Origin of the sequence: Rhodopseudomonas palustris (assembly GCF_034479375.1) — a bacterium.
Lineage (GTDB): Bacteria > Pseudomonadota > Alphaproteobacteria > Rhizobiales > Xanthobacteraceae > Rhodopseudomonas > Rhodopseudomonas palustris_M.
In genome coordinates this window covers 968163-990306 of the sequence record NZ_CP140155.1, presented here as the reverse complement: position 1 = coordinate 990306, position 22144 = coordinate 968163, and the positions used below count along the sequence as shown (strand labels likewise).

Annotated in this window: 19 protein-coding genes; 6 read left to right on the top strand and 13 right to left on the bottom strand. The window is 64.2% G+C overall.

What is annotated here, in order from left to right; all coding sequences use genetic code 11:
- The first annotated feature begins 20 nt into the window (after nucleotides 1-20).
- Nucleotides 21-1235: an ABC transporter substrate-binding protein gene (locus SR870_RS04300; protein ID WP_322518188.1), complete on the top strand. Its 1215-nt coding sequence runs from the start codon at nucleotides 21-23 to the stop codon at nucleotides 1233-1235.
- 118 nt (nucleotides 1236-1353) lie between these two features.
- Here the strand turns inward: SR870_RS04300 and SR870_RS04295 are convergent, their stop codons facing one another.
- A complete protein-coding gene (locus tag SR870_RS04295) occupies nucleotides 1354-2130 on the bottom strand; it encodes an SDR family NAD(P)-dependent oxidoreductase (protein WP_322516811.1) in 777 nt (258 codons plus the stop codon).
- Nucleotides 2131-2193: 63 nt separating this feature from the next.
- Nucleotides 2194-3057 carry a MaoC/PaaZ C-terminal domain-containing protein gene (locus tag SR870_RS04290; protein ID WP_322516810.1) on the bottom strand — a complete coding sequence of 288 codons (864 nt, stop codon included), beginning with the start codon at nucleotides 3055-3057 and terminating at the stop codon, nucleotides 2194-2196.
- Between the two features lie 145 nt (nucleotides 3058-3202).
- Between SR870_RS04290 and SR870_RS04285 the strand changes: the two genes are divergently transcribed.
- A complete protein-coding gene (locus SR870_RS04285; RefSeq protein ID WP_322516809.1) occupies nucleotides 3203-4369 on the top strand; it encodes a thiolase domain-containing protein in 1167 nt (388 codons plus the stop codon).
- Nucleotide 4370: 1 nt separating this feature from the next.
- The gene (locus SR870_RS04280; protein ID WP_322516808.1) at nucleotides 4371-4775 is read left to right on the top strand and encodes a Zn-ribbon domain-containing OB-fold protein; all 405 of its coding nucleotides are present in this window, start codon (nucleotides 4371-4373) and stop codon (nucleotides 4773-4775) included.
- Nucleotides 4776-4905: 130 nt separating this feature from the next.
- Here the strand turns inward: SR870_RS04280 and SR870_RS04275 are convergent, their stop codons facing one another.
- A complete protein-coding gene (locus tag SR870_RS04275) occupies nucleotides 4906-6102 on the bottom strand; it encodes an acyl-CoA dehydrogenase family protein (protein ID WP_322516807.1) in 1197 nt (398 codons plus the stop codon).
- Nucleotides 6103-6110: 8 nt separating this feature from the next.
- Nucleotides 6111-7259, bottom strand: a complete 1149-nt coding sequence (locus SR870_RS04270; protein ID WP_322518187.1) for an acyl-CoA dehydrogenase — start codon at nucleotides 7257-7259, stop codon at nucleotides 6111-6113.
- 185 nt (nucleotides 7260-7444) lie between these two features.
- Between SR870_RS04270 and SR870_RS04265 the strand changes: the two genes are divergently transcribed.
- Nucleotides 7445-7912 carry a hypothetical protein gene (locus SR870_RS04265; protein ID WP_322516806.1) on the top strand — a complete coding sequence of 156 codons (468 nt, stop codon included), beginning with the start codon at nucleotides 7445-7447 and terminating at the stop codon, nucleotides 7910-7912.
- On the opposite strand, the gene SR870_RS04260 is transcribed toward SR870_RS04265, so the two are convergent.
- The 6 genes from SR870_RS04260 to SR870_RS04235 form a co-directional block, all read right to left on the bottom strand.
- Complete coding sequence (locus SR870_RS04260; protein ID WP_322516805.1) at nucleotides 7831-8934, bottom strand: NAD(P)-dependent alcohol dehydrogenase; 1104 nt, start codon at nucleotides 8932-8934, stop codon at nucleotides 7831-7833. The two genes, SR870_RS04265 and SR870_RS04260, sit on opposite strands and share 82 nt — an antisense overlap.
- A 67-nt stretch (nucleotides 8935-9001) precedes the next feature.
- Entirely contained in the window at nucleotides 9002-10270 is a 1269-nt protein-coding gene (locus SR870_RS04255) for a cytochrome P450 (RefSeq protein ID WP_322516804.1), read from the bottom strand.
- A 149-nt stretch (nucleotides 10271-10419) separates the two neighbouring features.
- Nucleotides 10420-11643 (bottom strand): CoA transferase, encoded by a 1224-nt coding sequence (locus SR870_RS04250; protein ID WP_322516803.1) that lies wholly within the window; start codon nucleotides 11641-11643, stop codon nucleotides 10420-10422.
- Between the two features lie 8 nt (nucleotides 11644-11651).
- Complete coding sequence (locus tag SR870_RS04245; protein WP_322516802.1) at nucleotides 11652-12536, bottom strand: CoA transferase subunit A; 885 nt, start codon at nucleotides 12534-12536, stop codon at nucleotides 11652-11654.
- A gap of 44 nt (nucleotides 12537-12580) precedes the next feature.
- A complete protein-coding gene (locus SR870_RS04240) occupies nucleotides 12581-13369 on the bottom strand; it encodes a CoA-transferase subunit beta (RefSeq protein ID WP_322516801.1) in 789 nt (262 codons plus the stop codon).
- Nucleotides 13370-13564: 195 nt separating this feature from the next.
- On the bottom strand, nucleotides 13565-14371 hold the full coding sequence (locus SR870_RS04235; protein WP_322516800.1) for a FadR/GntR family transcriptional regulator: 807 nt from the start codon (nucleotides 14369-14371) through the stop codon (nucleotides 13565-13567).
- Between the two features lie 156 nt (nucleotides 14372-14527).
- Here SR870_RS04235 and SR870_RS04230 point away from each other — a divergent pair, with 156 nt between their 5' ends.
- Both SR870_RS04230 and SR870_RS04225 read left to right on the top strand, forming a co-directional pair.
- Nucleotides 14528-16750 carry an acyl-CoA dehydrogenase gene (locus SR870_RS04230; protein WP_322516799.1) on the top strand — a complete coding sequence of 741 codons (2223 nt, stop codon included), beginning with the start codon at nucleotides 14528-14530 and terminating at the stop codon, nucleotides 16748-16750.
- 114 nt (nucleotides 16751-16864) lie between these two features.
- Entirely contained in the window at nucleotides 16865-17308 is a 444-nt protein-coding gene (locus SR870_RS04225; RefSeq protein WP_322516798.1) for a CoA transferase, read from the top strand.
- Nucleotides 17309-17318: 10 nt separating this feature from the next.
- Here SR870_RS04225 and SR870_RS04220 read toward each other — a convergent pair whose 3' ends face one another.
- The 3 genes from SR870_RS04220 to SR870_RS04210 all read right to left on the bottom strand — a co-directional run bounded on the left by SR870_RS04220 (nucleotide 17319) and on the right by SR870_RS04210 (nucleotide 21787).
- Nucleotides 17319-18869: a malonyl-CoA synthase gene (locus SR870_RS04220; protein WP_322518186.1), complete on the bottom strand. Its 1551-nt coding sequence runs from the start codon at nucleotides 18867-18869 to the stop codon at nucleotides 17319-17321.
- 104 nt (nucleotides 18870-18973) lie between these two features.
- On the bottom strand, nucleotides 18974-20512 hold the full coding sequence (locus tag SR870_RS04215; protein WP_322516797.1) for an acyl-CoA synthetase: 1539 nt from the start codon (nucleotides 20510-20512) through the stop codon (nucleotides 18974-18976).
- Nucleotides 20513-20596: 84 nt separating this feature from the next.
- A complete protein-coding gene (locus SR870_RS04210; RefSeq protein ID WP_322516796.1) occupies nucleotides 20597-21787 on the bottom strand; it encodes an ABC transporter substrate-binding protein in 1191 nt (396 codons plus the stop codon).
- Nucleotides 21788-22144 lie beyond the last annotated feature (357 nt).

Here is a 22144-nt window from a genome sequence, read left to right as displayed (position 1 = left end):
AAACGCGTGGGGAGGAAACCTTGCACCATCGAACGTTCCCGACTTCAAGTTCAATCGTCGCCGCCGCGATACTGTGCATCGTGCCCGCCCATGCGCAGAAAGCCCACGGGCCCGGTGTCAGCGACACCGAGATCAAGCTCGGCCAGTCGACGCCGCTCAGCGGCCCGGCCTCCGCGTTCGGCGCGGGGGCCGGCCGCGCCGTGGTCGGTTATTTCACGATGATCAACGAGCGTGGCGGCATCAACGGCCGCAAGATCAGCTTCACACAGCTTGACAATGCCTACAGTGCGCCGAAGGCAATCGAACAGTCGCGTAAGCTGGTCGACGACGTCGGCGTGCTGGCCGAGGTCGGCACCATCGGCACCGCCCCCAACGTCGCGGTTCAGAAGTTTCTCAACACAAAGAAAGTGCCGCAACTCTTCATCACCGCGGGCGGCCGGCGCTTCAATGATCCCAAGCAGTTTCCCTGGACCATTCCGCTCTATCCCGATTTCGAGACTGAAGGCCGGGTGATCGGAAAATACATCCTCGCCGCTAAGCCCGACGCTAAAATCGGCGTGCTCTATCAGAACGACGACTTCGGTAGGGACTATGTGAAGGGCCTGCGCGCCGGGCTCGGCGGAAAGGCGAACGCCGTCCTGATCACGGCCTCGTACGAGGTCACCGACCCCACGATCGACTCGCAGATCGTTCAATTGAAGGCGGCGGGCATCGACACGCTGATCGAACAATCCTCCGCCAAGGCGGCGGCGCAGTCGATCCGCAAGGTGCACGAGTTGGACTGGCATCCGCTGCACATTATCGGCGGATCGACCGCCTCCGTGGAGACGGTGCTTAAGCCAGCCGGACTCGCGGCCTCCCGCGGTGTCGTCACCACGCAATATCTGAAACAGCCAGGCGATCCCGCCTGGGCCGACGACGCCGAAGTCAAGGCCTACAAGGAATTCCTCAAGAAGTACGCTTCGTCGGTCAATCCCGACGATTATTCCGTGCTGGTGGCCTACACCAACGTCAACACTCTTGGCGCGGTGCTGAAGAGCTGCGGCGACGATCTGACGCGCGAAAACCTGGTGCGTCAGGCGACGTCACTGCACGGTCAGCGGATGCCGATGATGCTGCCAGGCCTCACGATCAGTATCACGCCGGAGGACTACACACCGTTCAAGACGCTTCGGATCGCCGTTTTCGATGGAAACAGCTGGACCCTGACCGGTGCCCCGATGACGGCTGACTGACAGAATGAAAAGACGGCGGGCCACATCTTCGGTGTAGCCCGCCGCGAGTTTCGCCTTCGCCTGTGTTTACATCCCACGATTCGGAGATGCCCCAGGGAGGAGCGAAGGCGGGGACCAATCAAAGGCTGATGTGGAAGCCGCCATTGACGCCAATATGCTGTCCGGTGGTGTATGACGACGCATCGGATAGCAGGAAGCAGACGGTTCGTACGACCTCTTCCGGGGTTGCCCATCTCGCAAGCGGGATCTGCGCCAGCATTCCTTCCCTGAATTTTTCCCCGCGCACGACCTCGGTCATTGGCGTCTCGACCACTCCGAAGCAGATCGAATTGGCGCGGATGTTGTACTTGCCCCACTCCCGCGCGGCCGTCATGGTGATTCCGAGCAGACCGGCCTTGGCGGCCGCATAGTTGATCTGGCCGATCGACCCTTTACGACCGGCGTCGGAGGAGATGTTGACGATGGCGCCGCCCGATGTGTCGCCGTCCTTGGCCCGCTGAACCAGATGGCGGCCCACTGCCTGCAGCCAGAGAAACGCGCCGGTCAGATGCACATCGACGACTTCCTGCCACTGATGCACACTCATCTTCTCGATCATCGCGGGCCGGATGATGCCGGCATTGTTCACAAGCCCATTCACCGTGCCGAATCTACCGACCGCCTCATCGACCGCCTCGGCGGCGAGCGCGGCGTCCGTGACGCTGCCGACCACTTTCATCACACGATCTTGCGGCAGGGCGGCGAGGACGGTCTCGAGCGCCGCGCCGTTGAGATCGACCGCCACGACATTCGCGCCGAGTTCAATCGCAAGTTCGGTCGTCGCCTTGCCGATCCCTTGTGCGGCGCCGGTGACGACGACCGTCCGGCCTTGCAGAGACACCATGTTCTTCGTCATTCTTGGATCCTCGTTTCCTCAGTTCATCGTGAAGTTCGTCATTGGCCTACCGGCCTTGCGGGATCAGATCGCTGCCCATCCGTGGCTCAGCACCAGCGCGTCGCGCTCGACCACCCGCGCCTGAAAGGCGATGCGTCTGCCGAGACGCCAGCATTCCAGCCTGATGGTATCGCCGGGAAACACGGGCGCGGACATCCGCGCGCGGATCGCCGTCAGCGCCCTGGGGTCTCCGTCGCAGAAGCTCTCGATCAGCCCGCGGCATGCGAAGCCATAGGTCGCCAATCCGTGCAGGATCGGCCGGGGAAAGCCGGCCTTGCTCGCGAAGTCAGGGTCGATGTGCAGCGGATTGAGATCGCCCGAGAGCCGATACAGCGCCGCCTGATCGGGCCTCGTCGGCATCGTCACGATTTGATCGGGGGAACGGCCGGGCACGGGCTCAGGTGCAGCGGCGGGCTCATCGCCGCCGCCGGCCCGCGCGAACCCACCGTCACCGCGCAAGAACAGAACCTGTTCGCAGGTCGCCACCAACGTGTCGGCGGCCTCGTCCCACAACTCCTTTTCGACATGCATGATGGCGCCCTTGCCCTCACCCTTGTCGACGAGCCGTGCGACGCGGCTCCTGCCCACCAGACTTCCGCTGGCAGGAAGCGGGGTGTGGATTTGCACGGACTGCTCGCCGTGCACCATCTTCCCGAAATTGATGCCGAGTTCCGCGTGGTCCCGCATCCACGCGCCGGGCGAGGCCAGCACGGTCGCCATCGTCGGCAGCGCCACCAGATCTTTTTCGTAGACCAAGCGCAGCTGCCGCTCGTCTTGCGGATTGCTTCCGCCGCCAGCGCCGAGTGCGTAGAGGATCGTATCCTTCGCCGTGTGGGCGTGGCGCACGTCCCCCGAGCGCCAGGCGAGAGTCTTCGCGTAGTCCACCATATTGACGTCGCTCCCCGGATCGATCCTCCACCGCGGATCGACTATTGGCCTTTGGTTGAACCAATGATATATGCGCTGCCCGTGATGGTCAACGATGCTTCACGCAGACGGCCCACCACGATCCGAACATCAGCTCGAGGACATGATGAGCATTCGACGCAAGGCCTGCATCGCAGGCGCCTATGAGCATCCGACCCGCAAAGCCCACGACAAAACCGTCGCCCAATTGCACGCCGAATGCGCGCGCGGCGCCCTCGAAGACGCCGGCCTGCGCCTCGAAGATGTCGACGGCTACTTCTGCGCGGGCGATGCGCCTGGCTTGGGCGCCAACAGCATGGCGGACTATCTCGGGCTTCGCCCGCGCCATGTCGATACCACCGACACCGGCGGATCGGCGTATCTGATCCACGTCTCACACGCTGCGCAGGCGATCGCTCTTGGCAAATGCGACGTGGCTCTGATCACGCTCGCCGGCCGGCCGCGCAGCGAAGGGTCGAGCGGCGTCGCGCCGAGGCTCGTCGGAGCCGGCACGCCGGACGTGCCCTGGGAAGCACCGTATGCGCCCGTCACCGTCAACATGTATGCACTCGCCGCGGCGCGGCACATGTATGAGTTCGGCACCACAAGCGAGCAACTCGCCTGGATCAAGGTGGCGGCCGCCACCCATGCGCAACACAACCCCAACGCGATGCTGCGTGACGTCGTGACGGTCGACGAGGTGCTCGCCTCGCCGATGATTTCCGACCCGCTGCACCGTCTCGATTGCTGCGTCGTCAGCGACGGCGGCGGCGCGCTGGTCGTCGTGCGTCCGGAGATCGCGCGGTCACTGAGGCGCGCCATCATCAACGTGCTCGGCGCCGGCGAAGCCATCAAGGGGCAGTTGAACGGTCAGGTCGACCTCACCTATTCGGGGGCCGCGTGGTCTGGCCCGCGCGCGTTCGAAGAGGCTGGCGTCAGGCCGTCCGACATCCAATACGCATCGATCTACGACAGCTTCACCATCACGGTACTGATGCAGCTCGAAGATCTCGGATTCTGTGACAAGGGCAAGGGCGGCCGTTTCGTCGCCGACGGAAATCTCATCTCGGGAGTCGGGAGGCTGCCGTTCAACACCGACGGCGGCGGCCTGTGCAACAACCATCCGGCCAACCGCGGCGGCATCACAAAGGTGATCGAGGCAGTCCGCCAATTGCGCGGCGAAGCCCATCCCGCGGTGCAGGTGCCGGACTGCAAAGTCGCGTTGGCCCAAGGTACCGGCGGCCTGCTCGGCTCCCGCCACGGCAGTGCCACCCTCATCATGGAGCGTGCGTGAGATGACAACGATGTACCAGGACCGAGCTCTCGGAGCAGCAGTTCACGACTCCGCCACCGAACCGTTCTTCGCCGCGACCGCCGCTGGCTCGCTGCAGGTCAAAGCCTGCGGCGGCTGCGGCAAGCTGCATTGGTATCCTCGACCGCTCTGCCCGTATTGCCTCGGCGACACCGACTGGCGATCCGTTTCGGGCAAAGGCGAGATCTACAGCGTCAGTGTCACCCGCCGCGCCGGCCCCATCCCCTATGCAATCGCCTATGTGCGCCTCGACGAGGGGATCACGATGCTGACCAATATTGTGGACTGCGATCTCGACGCGCTGAGGATCGGTCAGCGCGTGCATGTCGTTTTCAAGCCCGCCGATGACGGTGCGATGATTCCAATGTTCGCCCCCGATCAGGATTGAGGGTATCTCCCCTCAAATATGGCGCATCGGAAGAAAAGGCCGGGATCGCTCCCGGCCTTTTGCATTTCGGACCATTCAGGCCGGGGGCCGTCGACGATACGTCTTCGCGCTCCTCCAAGGCTTCAGGGCGTCAAAGCCCCAGCACCTGTTTGGCGATGATGTCGCGCTGGATCTCCGAGCTGCCCCCGAAGATCGTGTTTGCGCGACCGTTGAGGTGACGAGGCACGACGCTGAGCACCTCCGGGGAAACAAGCAGTTCTTCGTTGAGAGCCGCCAGCGGCCTGCGCCGTTCTTCGACCATCAGGTTCTGTCCCACGACATCGACGCCGACGCGCGAAATCGCCTGGTGAATCTCGCTGGCGCGCAACTTCAGCAACGACGACACCGGCCCAGGGTTCTCGCCTCGCTGCAGCGCAGATAGAACCTGCAATTCAGCGAACTCCAGCGTCTGCAGATCGAGCTCGATCTCCGACAACCTCATGGCGATTTCCGGATAGGCGATCGCCCGATGCGACAGGTCCGAGCCGGCCAGGTTCCGCACCTTCTCCAGCGCTGCGCGCAACTTCGGCGAGTTGACGCCCCCGCCCCGCTCGAACTCGAGCAGATACTTGCCGTAAGTCCACCCCCGCCCCTGCTCGCCGACCAGATTGCCCACCGGCACGCGGACGTCGTCGAAGAACACCTGATTGACATCGTGATCGCCGCTAATCATCAGGATCGGACGGATGGTGATCCCCGGCGAATCCATGTCGATCAACAGGAAGCTGATGCCATCCTGTTGTCGCGGCTCGTCGCTGGTGCGAACCAGCGCGAACATACGGTTGGCGAAGTGCGCGTGCGTGGTCCAGATTTTGGTACCACTTACGACGTAGTGGTCGCCGTCGCGTACGGCGCGCGTCTTCAACGATGCGAGATCGGAGCCGGAGCCGGGCTCCGAATAGCCCTGGCACCATCGATCCTCGCCGCTCAGAATGCGCGGCAGGTAGAAATTCTTCTGCGCTGGCGTTCCAAAGCGGATCAGCACCGGCCCGACCATCTTGATCCCCATCGGGGACAGCTGGGGTGCGCCGGCACGCGAGCATTCGGATTCGAAGATCCAGCGCTGGGTCGCCGTCCAGCCGGGACCGCCGTGCTCGGCCGGCCAACCCGGCGCGACCCAGCCGCGCTCGTTCAAGGCCGCCTGCCACGGCGCGACCAGGTCGGGGTCGGAGAAGAAGGAGACGCTGAGAGAGGTCGCCCGGCGCATTTCAGGAGAAAGACGCGCTGCAATGAACTCACGCACCTCGTCTCGAAATCGCAATTCGTCGGGGGTGAACGATAGTGACATGATGGACCTCATTCCGGACGGGATCGCGCGAGCAATTCGACGTGGCGGCGCAGATGATATTCGACGCTGCCGAACATCGCCTCGAACACCAGCAGACGTTTGAAGTAGATCCCGAGGTCGAGTTCGTCCGTCACGCCCATGGCGCCGTGCAGCTGAATCGCCTGTTCGGCGACGTTGCGCGCGCAGCGGCCGATCTTGACCTTGGCGCCGGAGGCGACGAGCGAGCGCTCGATGGCGACATCCTCGGCGTCGATCATCAACGCCGCGCGCGAGGCCATCGCTTTCGCCTCCTCGCATTGCACATACATATCGACCAGCCGGTGACGGATCACCTGGTTGGCCGAGAGCGGTCGGCCGAATTGCTTGCGCACTTTAGTGTACTCGAGCGTCGCTTCGAACATGCTCCGCATCAGGCCGGCCGCCTCGGCGCCGATCGCAGCGATCGCACGATCGATGGCTGCTTCGATCGCGGTCATTTCGTCTGCGCTGCTTCCGAGCCTCGCATCGGACGCGAGCACGACGTGATCGAACGTCAGATCGGCAACACGGCCTCCGCCGAGGCGCGGCGCATCCCGCAGCGTCAGGCCGACAGCGTCTTTGGGCATCACGAACAGCGCTATCCCGCCGCCCTCCGCATCAGGCAGCCGCGCCGACACGACGTGACTGTCGGCAGATCCGCCGTCCAGCACATTGGTCTTGTGGCCTTGCAGCATCCAGCCCGAACCGCTTCGCAGCGCGGCGGTTCGCACCGTCGAGAGGCCGGCTCGCGCGTCGGTCTCGTAATGGGCAAAAGACAGCAGCGTATGACCTTCGATGACCGGCTGCAGCAGTTCCGCTTGTTGCTCCGGCGTGCCGCACTTCGCAATCAACGCGCCGGCGAGCAGCACCGTGCCGAGGAACGGCTCGGTCGCGAGACCCCGGCCGAACTCCTCCATCAAAATCGCGACCTCGACCGATCCGCCGCCGACGCCTCCGACGTCCTCTGCGAACGGAAGCCCGAGCCAGCCGAGGTCCGCGAAGGCTTGCCAATTCGCGCGCTTGAAACCGCCCGGATCCTGCGCCGCCTGCCGCCGTCGCTGCTGATCGTAATGCTCTGTCACATACCGTTCGATGCTATGGCGCAGCATCTGCTGCGCTTCGCTTTGCGCCAAATCCATTCCAGGCTCCATTCCAGTCAGGCCGATTTCGGTTTCATTGCAGCGAGCGGAGCCGCGATCGGCTAATGAACGCTCCTGAAGCGGATCGGAAGCCGCTTCAGTCCGCCGACGAAGGACGTTTCGGTCCACGCCGGCTCGCCGGTTAGTTCGCTGGCCCGCGCGAGCTTTCCGATGCGCTCCTCGAGATGCCGGACCTGGCGCGGCTGAAACCAGGCGTGAGTGATCTCTTTGTACTTGGCCTGGCCGGGATTATCCATCTGGTTGATGGCGCGTACCAGCATCGGCCGCCCAGCCATCGCCTGCCGGATCTTGGCCTCGAAATCCAGCGACAGCAGCTTGGTGCGCGGCGCGTTGACGAAACGTTCGTGCTGGCGTTCGATCTCGATGACGTCCTGATGCCTGCTGATGGTCCAGAACGGACGAAAGCCGGACGGCTCGGTTCAGTGCACGGGATCCTCGCGGCGCAGCACCGAAAACAACGGGTGCGGCTTGTCGAGCGCTCCGCAGGTTTTATAGTCGACGATCGCCTGGTCCCAATCCGCGCCTTGCATCTACGTCCTCCCGCTTGTCGTCAGCTCATGCGCAACACCGGCTTCACCGTCGCGCCGCTCTCCATGTCTTCGATGGCCCGGTTAATCTGTTCGAACGGGTAGAAGCTGACGATCTGGTCGATCGGCAGCCGCCCCTGCCGGAAGAACTCGACGAGCTGCGGCAAGAACAACTGAGGAACAGCGTCGCCCTCGATCACTCCGCGCATCGTCAGGCCGCCCCCGACCAGCACGTTGGCTTCTGCAGCAAACCGCGTACCGCGCGGCGGCGCCGCCACCTGCGCCGACGAACCCCGCTGGCGTAGGCATGCAATCGAAGCCGTGACGACGTCGGGCACGCCGGTGGTGTCGAGCGAATGATCGACGCCGCGGCCGCGGCCGAGAGCTGCCACCGCTTTTGCGAGTTCAGGCGTCCGGCCATCGATCGTATGCGTCGCTCCGATCTCGCGCGCGAGGACGAGCCGATCGCCGCGAACATCGACAGCGATGATATTGCTGCAGCCCGCCAGCTTGGCAGCCATGATTGCGGCCATTCCGACGGCGCCGACCCCGAAGACGGCAATCGACGCGCCTGCCTTCGGCGAAAGAACATTCAGCACCGCGCCCGCCCCTGTCTGGATGCCGCAGCCGAACGGCGCCAACAGGTCGAGCGGCAGATCCTTGTCGATCTTGACGACGTTCCGGACCGTGGCGATCGCGTGGCTCGCGAAGGCGGACTGCGCGAAGAAGGAGGCGCCGAGTGCCGCGCCGCGATAGCGCAGCCCGGAGCCGAGGCGCCGCTGGCCGAACAGGTTGATCATCCCGAATTCGTCGCAATAGCCGGGGGCGCCAAGCCGGCACTCCTCGCAGCCGCCACAGGAGCCGAAGCTCATCAGCACATGGTCGCCTTCTGCAAGGCCGACCGTCTGGGCACCGACGCGTTCGATCACGCCTGCGCCTTCGTGGCCCAGCACCTTCGGTAGCGGCACAGGAATGTGCTGCAGCTTCACGGCGAGGTCGGTGTGGCAGATGCCACAGGCCACCACACGTACCAGCACCTCGTCCGGCGCCAGGTCGTCCGCCAGATCGCACTCGATCAGTTCGAACGGGCGCTCCGGCGCATGCGCCACGGCTACTGTAATCTTCATCTTTGCCTTGCCTCCCTGCATGCGTGACCGATCAGACGCCGGGACTGCGGCCTTTGCTGATGGCTGGTCAATGGAGTCGGTAGCGAATCGGCAGGCGCTTCGGTCCGTTGACGAACCACGAAACCGTCATCGCACCGCTCCCGTCGAATTCGACCGACGAGAGGCGTTGCAGCAGTTCTTCGAACAGAATGCGCATCTCGAGCTTGGCCAGATACTGCCCGAGGCACAGATGAGCGCCGTAGCCGAACGCAAGATGACGGTTCGGCGAACGATCGATCAGGAACGCGTCCGGGTCTTGGAAGACGGCTTCGTCGCGGTTGGCAGAGGCGTAACACAGCATCAGCCAGTCGCCGCGTCTGATGGGACGACCGGCAAGATCGGTGTCGTCCGCAGCCGTGCGCATGAAGTGCTTCACCGGCGTGGTCCAGCGGATCGCTTCATCGACGAAGCCGGGGATCAGCGCCGGATCGGCCTTCAGCTTGTCGAACTTTTCCGGATGCTCGCAAAGTGCCCACATCCCTCCCGCGCTCGAGGACGATGTGGTGTCGTGCCCGGCGGTCGCGATCGTCACGAAGTAGCTCAGCGCGTCTAGATCTGAGATCGGCGCCCCGTCGATGCAAGCATTGGCGATGATGCTGGCAAGGTCCTCGGTCGGGTTGGCGCGGCGGTCCGCGACGATCGCGGAGAAGAACTCGCCAAACTCAGCGATCACGTCCGACAGCGCGGTGACGCCGTCGGTCGCCCCTTTGCGCGCCGCGTCCGGATCCTTAACTCCGAAGAATTCCTGCGTCAGACGCAGCATCTTCGGTTCGTGCTCCGGGGCGACGCCCAGGATGCTCATGACCACGCGCAGCGGGAATCCGAGCGCGACCTCGGAGACGAAATCGCAGCGTCCGTCCGAAGCGACGAGGCGATCGGCATAGTTGCGCGCGATATCTCGGATCTTGCCCTCGATCCCGCGCAGATTGCCGGGCGTGAACCACTTCTGTGTCAGCGCGCGAAACTTCGGATGGTCGGGCGCATCCATCTGCACCAGGGTCCGAAGGAAGCCGTTGCCGCCCGTCGCCTCCGCGATCTTGGCTTCCGCCTTGCGGCTCAGCAGCGCCACCGCACGATCGCTGCTGCGGAAGAGCTTGGGCTGCTGACTGACCGTCTGCACGTCGGCATGACGCGTCACCACCCAGAACGGGCTGAAGCCCCGCGCCTCCGCCAACCCCAGCGGCTGATTGGCGCGCAGCCAGCGATAGGCGTCGAAGATGCGCCGATCGCCATAGGCGGTCGGATCGGTCAGCACCGTGGTGATCGTCTCGGGAATCGCATAGCTCGTGGCGCTCAACTCCGCTCTCCTCCCGACATGGCAGGCCCGTTGCGACGTTGCGCGGACCGCCCGTGCCCCACTCCCGGCGAGGCTATTTTCTTATTGGTTCAACCATTCGACTATAGCGCCGGGAGCCTGCCTTGCCAAGATCCCGCGCGATCGTGCACTTACTCGGCTGCCGCAGCGATCTCTTCGGTGCCACGCAGCACCCCACTGTTCCGCAGCTCCTCGATCGCCTGCGCGTTCAGCCCGAGCAGCGTGCTCAGCAACCGCGAGCCGTCTTCGCCGAGCGAAGGCACTTTGTTCCGGACGCGGGTAGCGCTGTGTCCGAAACGGAATGCCGCGTTCGGGATCCGCAGCGGTCCCGCTCCGTCGTCGATCTCCTCGAGCACACCGCGCTCTTGAATCGGCGGCAGCGCCATCGTCTCGCGGAGGGTACGGTATTGAGAACAGGGTACGCCGGCTATGGTCAGAGTCGCCTCGCAGTCGGCGGCCGTCCGCGTCAGCGCCCACTCGTCCAGGAGGCTCATCAGTTCGGACCAGTTATGTTCACGGTCGCTACTGGTGGCGAAGCGTGAATCGCCGATCCACTCCGGATGACCGACGCCGCGCGCCAGAGCCTCGAAATTGTTCTGGCTCACCGGCGCAACCAGCAGGAAACCGTCGCTCGCCTGCGTCGGCCGGTACAGCGGACGGCGACGCTCCGCCGGGAACTGCGCCTCCTGACACTCGTAGACCAGCATGCTGACCATTGCGTCGAGCAGGGACACGTCGACATGATCGCCCTGCCCGGTCTTCAGCACCCGGAACAGAGCAGCCTGGATCGCGCCGAACGCGGTCGAACCGCCCAGAACGTCGGCGATGAAGATGCCGTTTTTCAGCGGCCGATTGATATCGCCTTCCTGATAGTCGAGGTTGGCCATGTCGTAGCCCGACGTGGCGTGCAGCACAGGTGCATAGGCGCTCCGTCCCGACCACGAGCCTTCCTGGCCGAAACCCGAGATCGAGCAATACACCAGCTTCGGGTTGAGCATCGCCAGCTTATCGTAATCCAGCCCAAGGCGCTGCATCACGCCGGGCCGATAGTTCTCCACCAGGACATCGCAATGCGGAACCAACTCGTGAATCAGTTTTCGCGCTTCTGGCCGCTTGAGGTCCAACGCAATGCTGCTCTTGCCGGCGTTGAGCTGCGCGAAGTAAGCGCTCCGCCCATCCCGCAGTGGCGGCCGGAGACGAATGTGGTCGCCTTCCGGCGGCTCGACTTTGATGACCTCAGCGCCGAGGTCTGCCATCAGCCGCGTGCAATAGGGTCCGGACATCATGGCGGTGAAGTCCAGCACGCGGATGCCGTCGAGAATCCCCGGGCGAGCGGATCCGTTCGCTGTCGCCATGTCGCTACTCACTTCAGGTTCGTTTCAGACACGCCGAGCGCCGCGAGTCGACTGCCACCGATCTTATCGAGATAGCCGCTGTGCGCGACGCCGCGCACGTAGCGGTCGAGATAGCCAACGAAGGCATCGGTGCTCGCGCTGCTCTTTACGTATTCCTTCAGATGCGCGTCGTCCGCCCGATAGAGGGACGGCGACGTCGTTGGATGCGCGCCGAACGGCGCTTCGACGATCGCGTCCACCATGGCGCTCGGCAATTTGGTCAGATGGTTATTGCGCCGGATGGTGTCCGTGGAAACGATGCGGTCGACCGAGACGATCACCTTGCGCGACGCCTGCGCGATCATCGCGTCGAAGAACGGCGGCCCCAGGTGCTGGACGTTACCATGCTCATCCGCCTGTTGCGCATGCAACAGGCACACGTCCGGCTTGACCGCCGCGACCGCGAGCATCTTGCGTTCGCCGGGCTTGGACGGCAGCGGCCAATAGTGCTCTGGTGCATATTTGGGTAGATCAGTCCCCAGATCAGGGATAGGCATATAGGGGAGATCGCAGATGCCCGCTCGCAAACCGCCCGCGATCGCCGGGCCGTCCAGGTCGTAGACCTTCAGCGCGCCGCTTTCAGCCTGGCGGCGGAAATGCGGTGCGAGGCCGAATTGCTCGAAGCTGATGAAGACACAGACCGTCGAAGCGGCGCACCCTGCACCGATCAGCATGTCGGGCGCGATCGATCCTGGGGCGGGAATCAGATTCAGGTCGCGCGCGCCTTTGCGGATCAGCGCGCGAACCAGCGCCATCGGCTGTGAATTGAAGATCCAGCCGCCGAGCGCGACTTTGGCACCGTCTGGTATCTCTGCGACGGCCTCGTCGATTGATACGATCTTGCTCTTTGTCATGGGACTACAGCTTGCCTGTCGGTCTTATGGGAGGAGCCGCGCGCTCAGGGGAATTTTCGCCGAAGTTCACCGCGTCGGTCGACGTGGGTGCGCAGCAGATCGAGTTCGTGACCGGCCGGCATCACCGTCGTCGGCGGGACGTCCTCGACCACGAGGTCGAATGCCGTGTTGTCGCGAATTTGCTCGAGCGTCACACCCGGACTGATCGACTTCACGCGCATGGACTTGCTGACGGGCTCGAAATCAAACACGCCGAGCGGCGACAGGATCAACTTGGGACCGCCCGGCGGCAGCCCCATCCGCTCTCGCGAGTCGCCCCCTTCCATGTGGCCGGCGCCACACAGGAAATCGACGCGGGGCACGAAGGCGCTGCGGTCATGCCGGGTCAGGCACACATAGAAGCGCTTCGCGAGGCCACACAACGCGCTGATACCGACCGTTCCGGGTCCGCGCAATTTCGGCTTGCGCTGATCTCCGACCACCACAGTGTTGATGTTGCCGAACCGGTCGACCTGCAGCGCCGACAAGATGGCGAAGTCGAAGAAGTGAATTTTCCAGTCGATGAAGTCGATCATCACCGGAAGGTCCATCCAGGACTCCGCGGACTCGATGTTCTCGAAGTCGGCAGTCGAGAGCAGGTGATCACGGGTCGGATTGACCATTCCGCCGGGGCCGGAGATCCACCACAGCCGTGGCGCCTGCATGTGCCGAGCGAGATTACACGCCGCGAGTTGGATATCGGAATTGGTCCCGATGATGACCTTTTCACCGTCGACCATGTCGCGCGCGAGCAACACCGCCAGCGTCTCACCAAGAGATGGTTTCGAAGCCATTTACTGCCGACCTATTGGTTGAACCATTGGCATGGTATCGACGCTCGAAATCGATGTCAACGGCACGCCGCGCCGGCCGAGCGCACTTGCCCGGTCGGTTCGGTTCTGGACAATCGGCGGCAGAAACGGCGGCGTCGTAAGCCCGCAGGTGGCAGCCTTCCGCGTCGTGGGCGCTGAAAGATCGGCGCCTGCGAGCTATCGACGGGAGGCAGGCGGCGCGCGGCGGACGCGTGGCGCAGCCTTGGGAGTCGAGGCGCCCTCCCCGGCTTGTATGCGCGACATGTAGCTGCGCTGCAGCCGTTTCAGGCAGGCTTCCATCTCGGCCACCGCCGCGTCGGCATCACCGGCCGCGAAATGTTCCATGAAGCGGCGACGTGACGGCAAGACGAAGCTGTTATCGTAGTCGCCGATCCGCTGCACGAAATGCGTCAGCACGTCGAGCACGCCGTTCATGACGATGACCATGATCGGGTTGTCTGTCAGGCGCGCGAGCATCCGATGAAATTCGATGTGCCGCTCGGCGCGCCCGACGAAGTCGCCCTGCCGCCGGGCTTCTTGCGCCTCGTCGATATTGCGGTTGAGCATGTCGATGTCGGCGGCCGTTGCACGCCGGCACGCTTCGCGCACGACCACTGCTTCCAGCCAGATCCGGGCCTCGGTGAGTTGCGCCGGCAGGATCGAGCCGACGTGATCCATGTCCATGAGCCCCGTGGCGATCGCCTCGCCGCTGTGCTGGCTGATGAAGGCACCGCCGTGGGCGCCCTTCTGGAGACGAATCAGCCCGGCATGCTCGAGCGAACGCAGCGCCTCGCGCAGCGTGTTCCGCGACACCCCGAATTGCTCGGACAACGCCCGCTCCGACGGCAGGCGATTGCCGACCGCAAGCCTGCCGGTGGCCAGTTCGGTCCGGATCTGCGCGGCAATCTCGTCGAACGCCCGCGCCGAGCGGATTCGTTGGAACTGCGTGATCGGCGCAGCTTCGACTGGGGATTTGGCCGGCATCTGTGAAACACTCATTTCAATCGGAATTGGTTCGAAACCTCAACCATATATAGGCCAAACCGACGGACCCCGCCATAGAGCGCGAGTCATTGACCCCATCCTTCCGACAAAAGTAGAATGGTTGGACCAAATACGCGGGATGGGAGGGGTACAGGAATGGCGCATGAACTGCCGTCGGACGAGGATCGCCGGATCCTTCAGGAAGCCGTCCGCGGGTTTTTCGAGACGACAGTTGCGGAAGCCGGCGCGACGACTCGTGGCCTCTGGTCGAAGCTCGCCGCGCAGGGCCTGACACAGGTCGCCTCGTCTCCCGCCGACGGCGGCCTACGGGAAATCCTTCTCGTGCAACAGGAAGCCGGACGAGCGGCCTGCCGGGCGCCGCTCCTGGATGCCTCATTGATCAACCTGATGCAGCTTTCGGCCCGCAGCGAGGACCCAGCTCTGTCGGCTCTGCTTGACGAGCTCTACGCCGGCGATGCGGTCGTCGCCCTCGCGTTCGCCAGCTTCGACCATGATGTGAGTGCGGGCCGCGCGGAACTGCGAGGCGACCGCCTCGTTGCGGAACTGGGCTTCGTCGAAGCCGCCGACATCCTGACGCATCTGGCCGTGTTCGTGCCCGGCCCAGCACTGGTAATCGCCGGAATCGACAGCGGTGTCACCGTCGAGCCGACGCCGATAATGGGCAAGGCTGGCTGGTGGCGCGTGCGGATCGATTCGCCTGCACTTGTCCGCATCCGATTCACGCAAGCGGAGATCGACGATCTGCTCGCCGCCGCAGCGCTGTGCCAAACCGCGCGCGCGCTCGGTGCCGCCACGCGCGCATTCGAACAGGCGGTGGCGTACGCCCGTGAACGCCGGCAATTCGGCCGGCCGATCGGCAACTTTCAAGCGATCCAGCACAAACTGGCCAACTGCCATATCGCGCTCCGCGCGGCTGAACTTACACTCGCCAACGCCGCCGCTCAGCACGACCTCGGGATCGAACGATGGCGCTGGTTCGCAGCCGCCGCGCAAGCCACCGCTGCGAGCACCCTCCGCCGCATTTCGCTCGAGACCCAGCATGCATTCGGCGCGGTCGGCTACAGCGAGGAGCACGAGGCGCCGCGCCATTTCAGGCAAGTTCATCTCGGCGTGCTTCGCCACGGAGGCGAACGCCCGCCGGTTGAACAGCTCGCGTGCTACTTTCTCGATCAGGACGGCCCGGTGCAGTTTCCCGAATACGATCTCGGGCCAGCCGGAAATGCCTTCCGGGCGGAGGTGCGCGCTTGGCTGGGGGCATACTGGTCTGGCGAACGCCGCGCCCGGTACGAGCGACTTTCGTTTCGCGAGCGGGAGTACGATCGAGACTTCGCCAGGGCGCTCGGCGAGACCGGCTGGATCGGCCTGAACTGGCCGAAGGCGTTCGGCGGTCAGCAGCGTAGCGCGTTCGAGCAACTTGCCTTCATGGAGGAGATGGAGCGCGCCGAAGCCCCGCGGGCCGGCGCGCCGGTGCAAGCGGCGATGCTGCAGGTTTACGGAACGCCCGAACAGCAGCGACGCTATCTGCCGGAAATTTTGCGCGGCGAAGCCATCTACGGCATGGGCTACAGCGAACCGCAGGCCGGCTCCGATCTTGCCTCTCTGAAGACCCGCGCCGTGCGCGACGGAGATGGCTACGTCATCAACGGCCAGAAGATCTGGACCACGACCTATTGGGGCGAGTACATGCTGCTCGCGACCCGGACCGATCCTGCCGCGACGCCGCCTCACGCGGGCATCACGATGTTCATCGTTCCGATGAAGACGCCGGGCATCACCATCCGTCCTTCGGAAACTATGTACGGGGGTACGTTCGCCAACATCTTCTACGACGACGTTCGGGTGCCGGCGGAGAATCGGATCGGTGCAGAGGGTGACGGATGGAAAGTCCTCACCGGAGCCTTGGCGACTGAGCGCGGCTTCATTGGCGGCGGCATCGTGCTGAAGGTCGCGCACGCGTTCGAGCTTCTCTGCGCGCACATCCGCACCGCCGAGCGCTGCGGCCAACCGATGCGTTGCGATCCACTGATCCGCGCCAAGATCGGTGCGCTCGCAGCCGAGATCGAGGCGGGCCGCCGCATGATGGTGCACTGCGCGGAACTGGTCGACAGCGGCGAGACGCCGCCCGACGAAGCCGCGATCAGCAAGGTCTATTCTGGCGAGCTGATGGAACGCTTTGGCGAAACGGCCCTGGATCTGCTCGGGCTCGAGGCCCTTCTCAGTGAAGACAGTCCCGGCGCGGTTCTGCGCGGGCGTATCGAACAAAATCTCCGCCATTCGCTGATGTGGGTGATCAGCATCGGCACCAACGAGATCCAGCGCAGCCTGATCGCCCAGCGCGGCCTCGGGTTGCCGCGATAAATTCACCAAATGAGATGTGACACGGACCAGGCCGCCGCAACTCCCTCTGCCGCGATTCTCGCATTTCATCGCAGGGCCGTTGTGCACGCTCGTCCTCGCCGGCGTGGGGCCAACGTGATCAAGCTCGAGAACGCGGCGAGTGGCGAAGACTTCCGTCACTTCAGCCCCACCTCGGCGGCGAAGGCGAGCCGTGCCGACGATCCGCGCTTCGCCACCAATCCCGATCGGATGGCGCATCGCGAAGAACTCACGGCCATGATCGAAACAACCCTCGCGAAAGACACTCACGAACGATGGCGGGCCGGAATGCACACCACGGGCGTGCCAGCCCGCGACGTTCGGACCGTAGAAGACGCGTTCAACTCGGTCGAAACGGCCGAGCGCGTGCTCGCGTCGTCGATTCCGCATCGGCCCGCGGGCGAGTTCCCGAACGTCGGATCGCCACTCCACTTCAGAGATACGCCGGTGTGCCCCGATAGCGGCCCCGACTCTCAGCCAGCACACCAGCGAAGCGCTGCAGCGCGTCCTCGGCTACGGGCCGGGGCATGGCAGAGCTGAAGGCGGCCGATCAGCTCGCGGTCGATCGAACGGCTCGGCGCGTATAGATGTCGGCGTAGCTGTCGCGCAGGACGTTCTTCTGAACCTTGCCCATCGTATTGCGCGGCAGCTCGTCGACGACGAACACGCGTTTAGGCATCTTGAACTTGGCGAGCCGGCCGTCGAGTCCTGCAAGGATCACCGCCTCGTCGAGACTTGCGCCGGGCTTGCGCACCACGACGGCAGTCACTCCTTCGCCGAAATCCGGATGCGGCACGCCAATCACGGCGGATTCCACGACGCCCGGCATCGCGTCGATCTCCGCTTCGATCTCCTTCGGATAGACATTGAAGCCGCCCGAAATCACCAGATCCTTGCCGCGTCCGACGATCAGCACATAGCCGCGCTCGTCGATCCTGCCGAGATCGCCGGTGATGAAGAAGCCATCGGCACGGAATTCGGCCTTGGTCTTTTCGGGCATACGCCAGTAGCCCTTGAACACGTTCGGCCCCTTCACCTCGATCATGCCGATCTCGCCGCGCGACTTTTCCACACCAGTCTCGGGGTCGGTAACGCGCAGCACCACCTCCGGCAGCGGGAAGCCCACCGCGCCTGGCACGCGCTCTCCGTCATACGGGTTCGACGTGTTCATATTGGTCTCGGTCATGCCGTAGCGTTCGAGCACCGCGTGACCCGTACGCGACCGCCATGCGCGATGCGTCTCTGCGAGCAGCGGCGCTGAACCCGAGACGAACAATCGCATCCCTGCGGTGCTCTCGCGCGACAGTCCGGCATGTTGCAACAGCCGCGTGTAAAACGTCGGCACGCCCATCAGCACGGTAGCGCGCGCCATCATCGCCAAGACGAGATCCGGATCGAACTTCGGCAGAAAGATCATCGCGCCGCGAGCGAACAAAGTCACATTGGTGGCCACGAACAGCCCGTGGGTGTGGAACGTCGGCAGCGCGTGAATCAGCACGTCGTTGTCGGTGAAGCGCCAGTAATCCACCAGCGTCAGTGAATTGGACGCCAGATTGCCGTGGGTGAGCATAGCGCCCTTCGACCGGCCGGTCGTGCCGGAGGTGTAGAGGATGGCGGCGAGATCATCGGGCCCGCGCGGCACAGTGACGAAGCCGCTGTCGGCCGCGTCGGCGGCGTCAGTAAGCGTCCCGCGCCCCGTCGGGTCGAGCGTTTCGACCTTCGCGTTCACGCCGGCCGCGATCGCCGCGATGGCGTCCGCCCTCGCCGTCTCGCACACCACCAGCGACGGCTCGGCGTCGGCGATGAAATGCGCGAGTTCGTTCGGCGTGTAGGCCGTGTTGAGCGGCAGATACACCGCGCCGGCCCGCACCGTCGCCAGATACAGCACGATGTTGGCGACGGACTTGTCGACCTGAGCCGCCACGCGATCGCCGACCCTGACCCCGCGTTCGACCAGCACGTTCGCCATTCGTCCTGTCGACGCGATCAAATCCGCATAGCTGATGCGATATCCGTCGTGCGTCTCGATCGCGAGTCGATCGGAATCGTCCATGCCGGAAAACAACGACGAAAACAGATTTTGATCGAAGGTCTTGATCATTCGTCTAACACTCATCCAGATGGCGGCTTCGCGCCCATCGTCATGCCACACCTCGAATGGGGCCGCCGGGCATGGCGTCCCCCGCGACAACTCACGTTCGTCGATCAGATATTGCGTCCTGTCGCCTTCCAGAACGGCTCCTTCAGGCGGCGCTTGAAGATCTTGCCGCTCTCTTCGCGCGGCAACTTGGCGTGGAAGTCGATCCGCCGCGGGACCTTGTACTTGGCGATCCTCTGCGTGAGCTCGGCGCGAACCTGTGCGGCTGTGAGCTCCCATCCCGGCTCGAGCTCGATCGCCGCCGCGAGCGACTCACCAAACTCTTCGTCGGGGATGCCGAAGACCGCACAGTCGCGCACGCCCGGGCACTGGATCAGTGCGGACTCGATTTCCGCCGGATAGATGTTCACGCCCGCCGAGATCACCATGTCGGAGCGCCGATCGCAGAGATACAGGCGCTCGTCCTTGAGATAACCGACGTCCCCGACGCTGATCAGCCCATCGCGCTCCACCGACTTTCGCTTGTTGACGTCGTTGAGATAGACAATGTCCGACAGAGACTCCTGACGCACGAAAATCTCGCCGGTCTCGCCGGGGCCGACCGGCTTGCCGTCCTCGCCATACAGGGCAATGCGGGCGCCGGGGGTGAGCCTCCCGACGCTGCCGGGATGCGCCAGCCAGTCTTCCGGCGTGCTCAGCATCACCGCTCCGACTTCGGTGCCGCCGTAGGTCTCATAGATCACCGGCCCCCACCACGCCATCAGCGCTTTCTTGATCTCCGGCGCGCACGGCGCTCCTGTATGGATCACCCAACGCAGCGAGCTGACGTCGTAGCGGCGGCGTGTCTCTTCGGGCAATCGCATCAGCCGGACGAACATGGTCGGCACCATCACCGCGTGGGTGATCTTCTGCTGCGCGATGATCGCCAGCATTTCTTCCGGTTCGAATTTGGACTGGAAGGTGATCACGTCGGCCTGCGGAATGGCCTGACGCAGGCAGGCGTTCGGAGACGCGTGATAGAGAGGCCCACCGATCAGGACGCGCACGCCGGGAGAGATGCCGTAAACCGACCGCATCAACTCACCATAGGCCTTCGCCTGTTCGGGCGTCGCCGGCTGGCGCTTCACGCCTTTCGGGTGCCCGGTCGTGCCCGACGTGTAGATCAGCGTCGCGCGACTGCGCGGCGGCGCCCCGCTCCAAGGCTGAAATTGCGCCAGCCATTCCGGCCAGTTCCGGTCGGATGCGACCGGCGTTTCGGCGCCGGCCGGAACGTCGAACTGCCTCACGATCTCAGGTGGTGTCGGAACAGCGATCACCTCAATTCCCTGCAAGCTCTCCGCGAGGCCGTCGCGGGCCGCCGCCAGCAGGTCGGCATGCGCGATCAGCACCTTGGGCTTGGCATCCTTCAGGATGTAGGCGCATTCCTGCGCGCGGCCGTGCCAGTTGATCGGCACGCAATACGCACCGATCAGCGAGGCCGCGTGGGTCGCCTCGACGAAACTGAAATCGTTGCGCAGCAACAGCGCGATGGTGTCTCCCTCGGAGACTCCGATGGCATGAAATCCGCTGGCCGCGCGCGCGCCGTTTGCCAGCACTTCGTCACGCGGGAGAGCCGTTTGGTCGAGAAAGATCGTTGGCGCAGTCATGTATCCTCTGACGATGTACTAGTCGGTGCCACAGAAATACTCACCCGGCCCGTTCTCACCGCCGCCGGGCGTCCCCGCTGGGGACTACTGGGCGAGTTTGCAAGCCGGATTCGGCGTCTCCGACATCAACTCTTCGGGCTTGATCCGCCGGACAATCTTGAAATAGTCCCAGGGCCCCTTCGACTCGGCCGGCGACTTCACCTGCAACAGAAACATGTCGCGCATCACGCGGCCGTCGGCCCGAATCCTGGCTGACGGCGTCGTTAGATCCGAGATCGGCAATTCGTGCATCTTCTTCGCTACCTCGGGCCCGGATGTGGTGCCGGCGGCTTTGACAGCCTTCAGATAATGCGTGACCTCGCTGTAGACGCCCGCCTGCAACGCGGACGGCGGACGGCCCATCTTCTCGCTGAAGCGCTTGGAGAAATTGCGGGTGTTCTCGTCGGTGTCCCAGTAGAAGGCACTGGTGGTGTAGATGCCCCTCATTCGATCGAGCCCGAGGCTGTGCACATCCGACTCAAACAGCATCAAACCGGCGATCCGGATTCCTCTTTCCAGCAGGCCGAATTCGACGGCGTTCTCGATCAGCAAGACGCCGTCGTGGCCGGCGAATGACGAGGCGATTACGTCGGGCTTCGCATCCTGAGCAGCTAGCAGGAGCGATGCGTAGTCCGCGGTTCCGATCGCCGCGCGACGCGAACCAACCATCTCTCCGCCGATCTCTTTCACCGTTTCCGCAACGGCCTTTTCCATCTGGTGCCCGAATGAATAATCGGGGCCGACCGCGAACCAGCGCTTGGCCCCGGACTGCGCGACGCTGAGCACGGTGGCCCGCGGCAACACGGTGGTGTCGAACGTCCAGATGAACCCCGTCGGCGAGCAGGACTTGCCGAACAGATCGAGCGTCCCGGAGCCTGAGATCAACGCGATCTTGCCTTTGACGCGCGCCAGATTCTGAATTCCGAGCGCAATGGTCGACACCGGAATGTCGGCGATCGCCTCGACCTGCTCCTCGTCGTACCAACGTCGCGCGATGGTGAGGCCGACATCGGGTTTCAGCTGGTGATCGGCGGAGACGAGTTCGATCGGTCGTCCCAACACGGCGCCGCCGAAGTCCTTCACCGCCAGCTCGGCGGCGACCACGGAGCCCCGCCCCACGGTGTCGGCGATGACACCCGACATGTCCGTGAGCACGCCGATCTTCAACGGCTGCGCCGCCGCTCCACCGGCCCACAAATACAGGCCAAGAACGGCCACCGCCAATGCACGCGCCATGTCGCCTTCTCCCTATCGTCTTATTGGTTGTACCATTGATAATCTTTGTTCGGCGCCTCCGCAAGCCCGCGCGATGCACCTGGTCGATCGGCATCGATCGGTCCGGACCTGCCACGTCGGCCGATGCACGGCCGGTGTCCGCGTCGCATGATCGCCACGTCCTTCGCGCTGTTAGCAGACGCAGCATAGACGCCCTCGCCGCCACCGAGCGATCGAAGCGAACGATCCCGCCTCACAGCGCGATCCGCGCTTGGCTTGCCCGCTATCGGAGAGAGCTCTCGCGACGATGGCGTGCGGCGGGCGCGTTTCTGTGGTGTTGACGGCACCGGCGGCAGAGTCGGAAAGAATGACGGGACG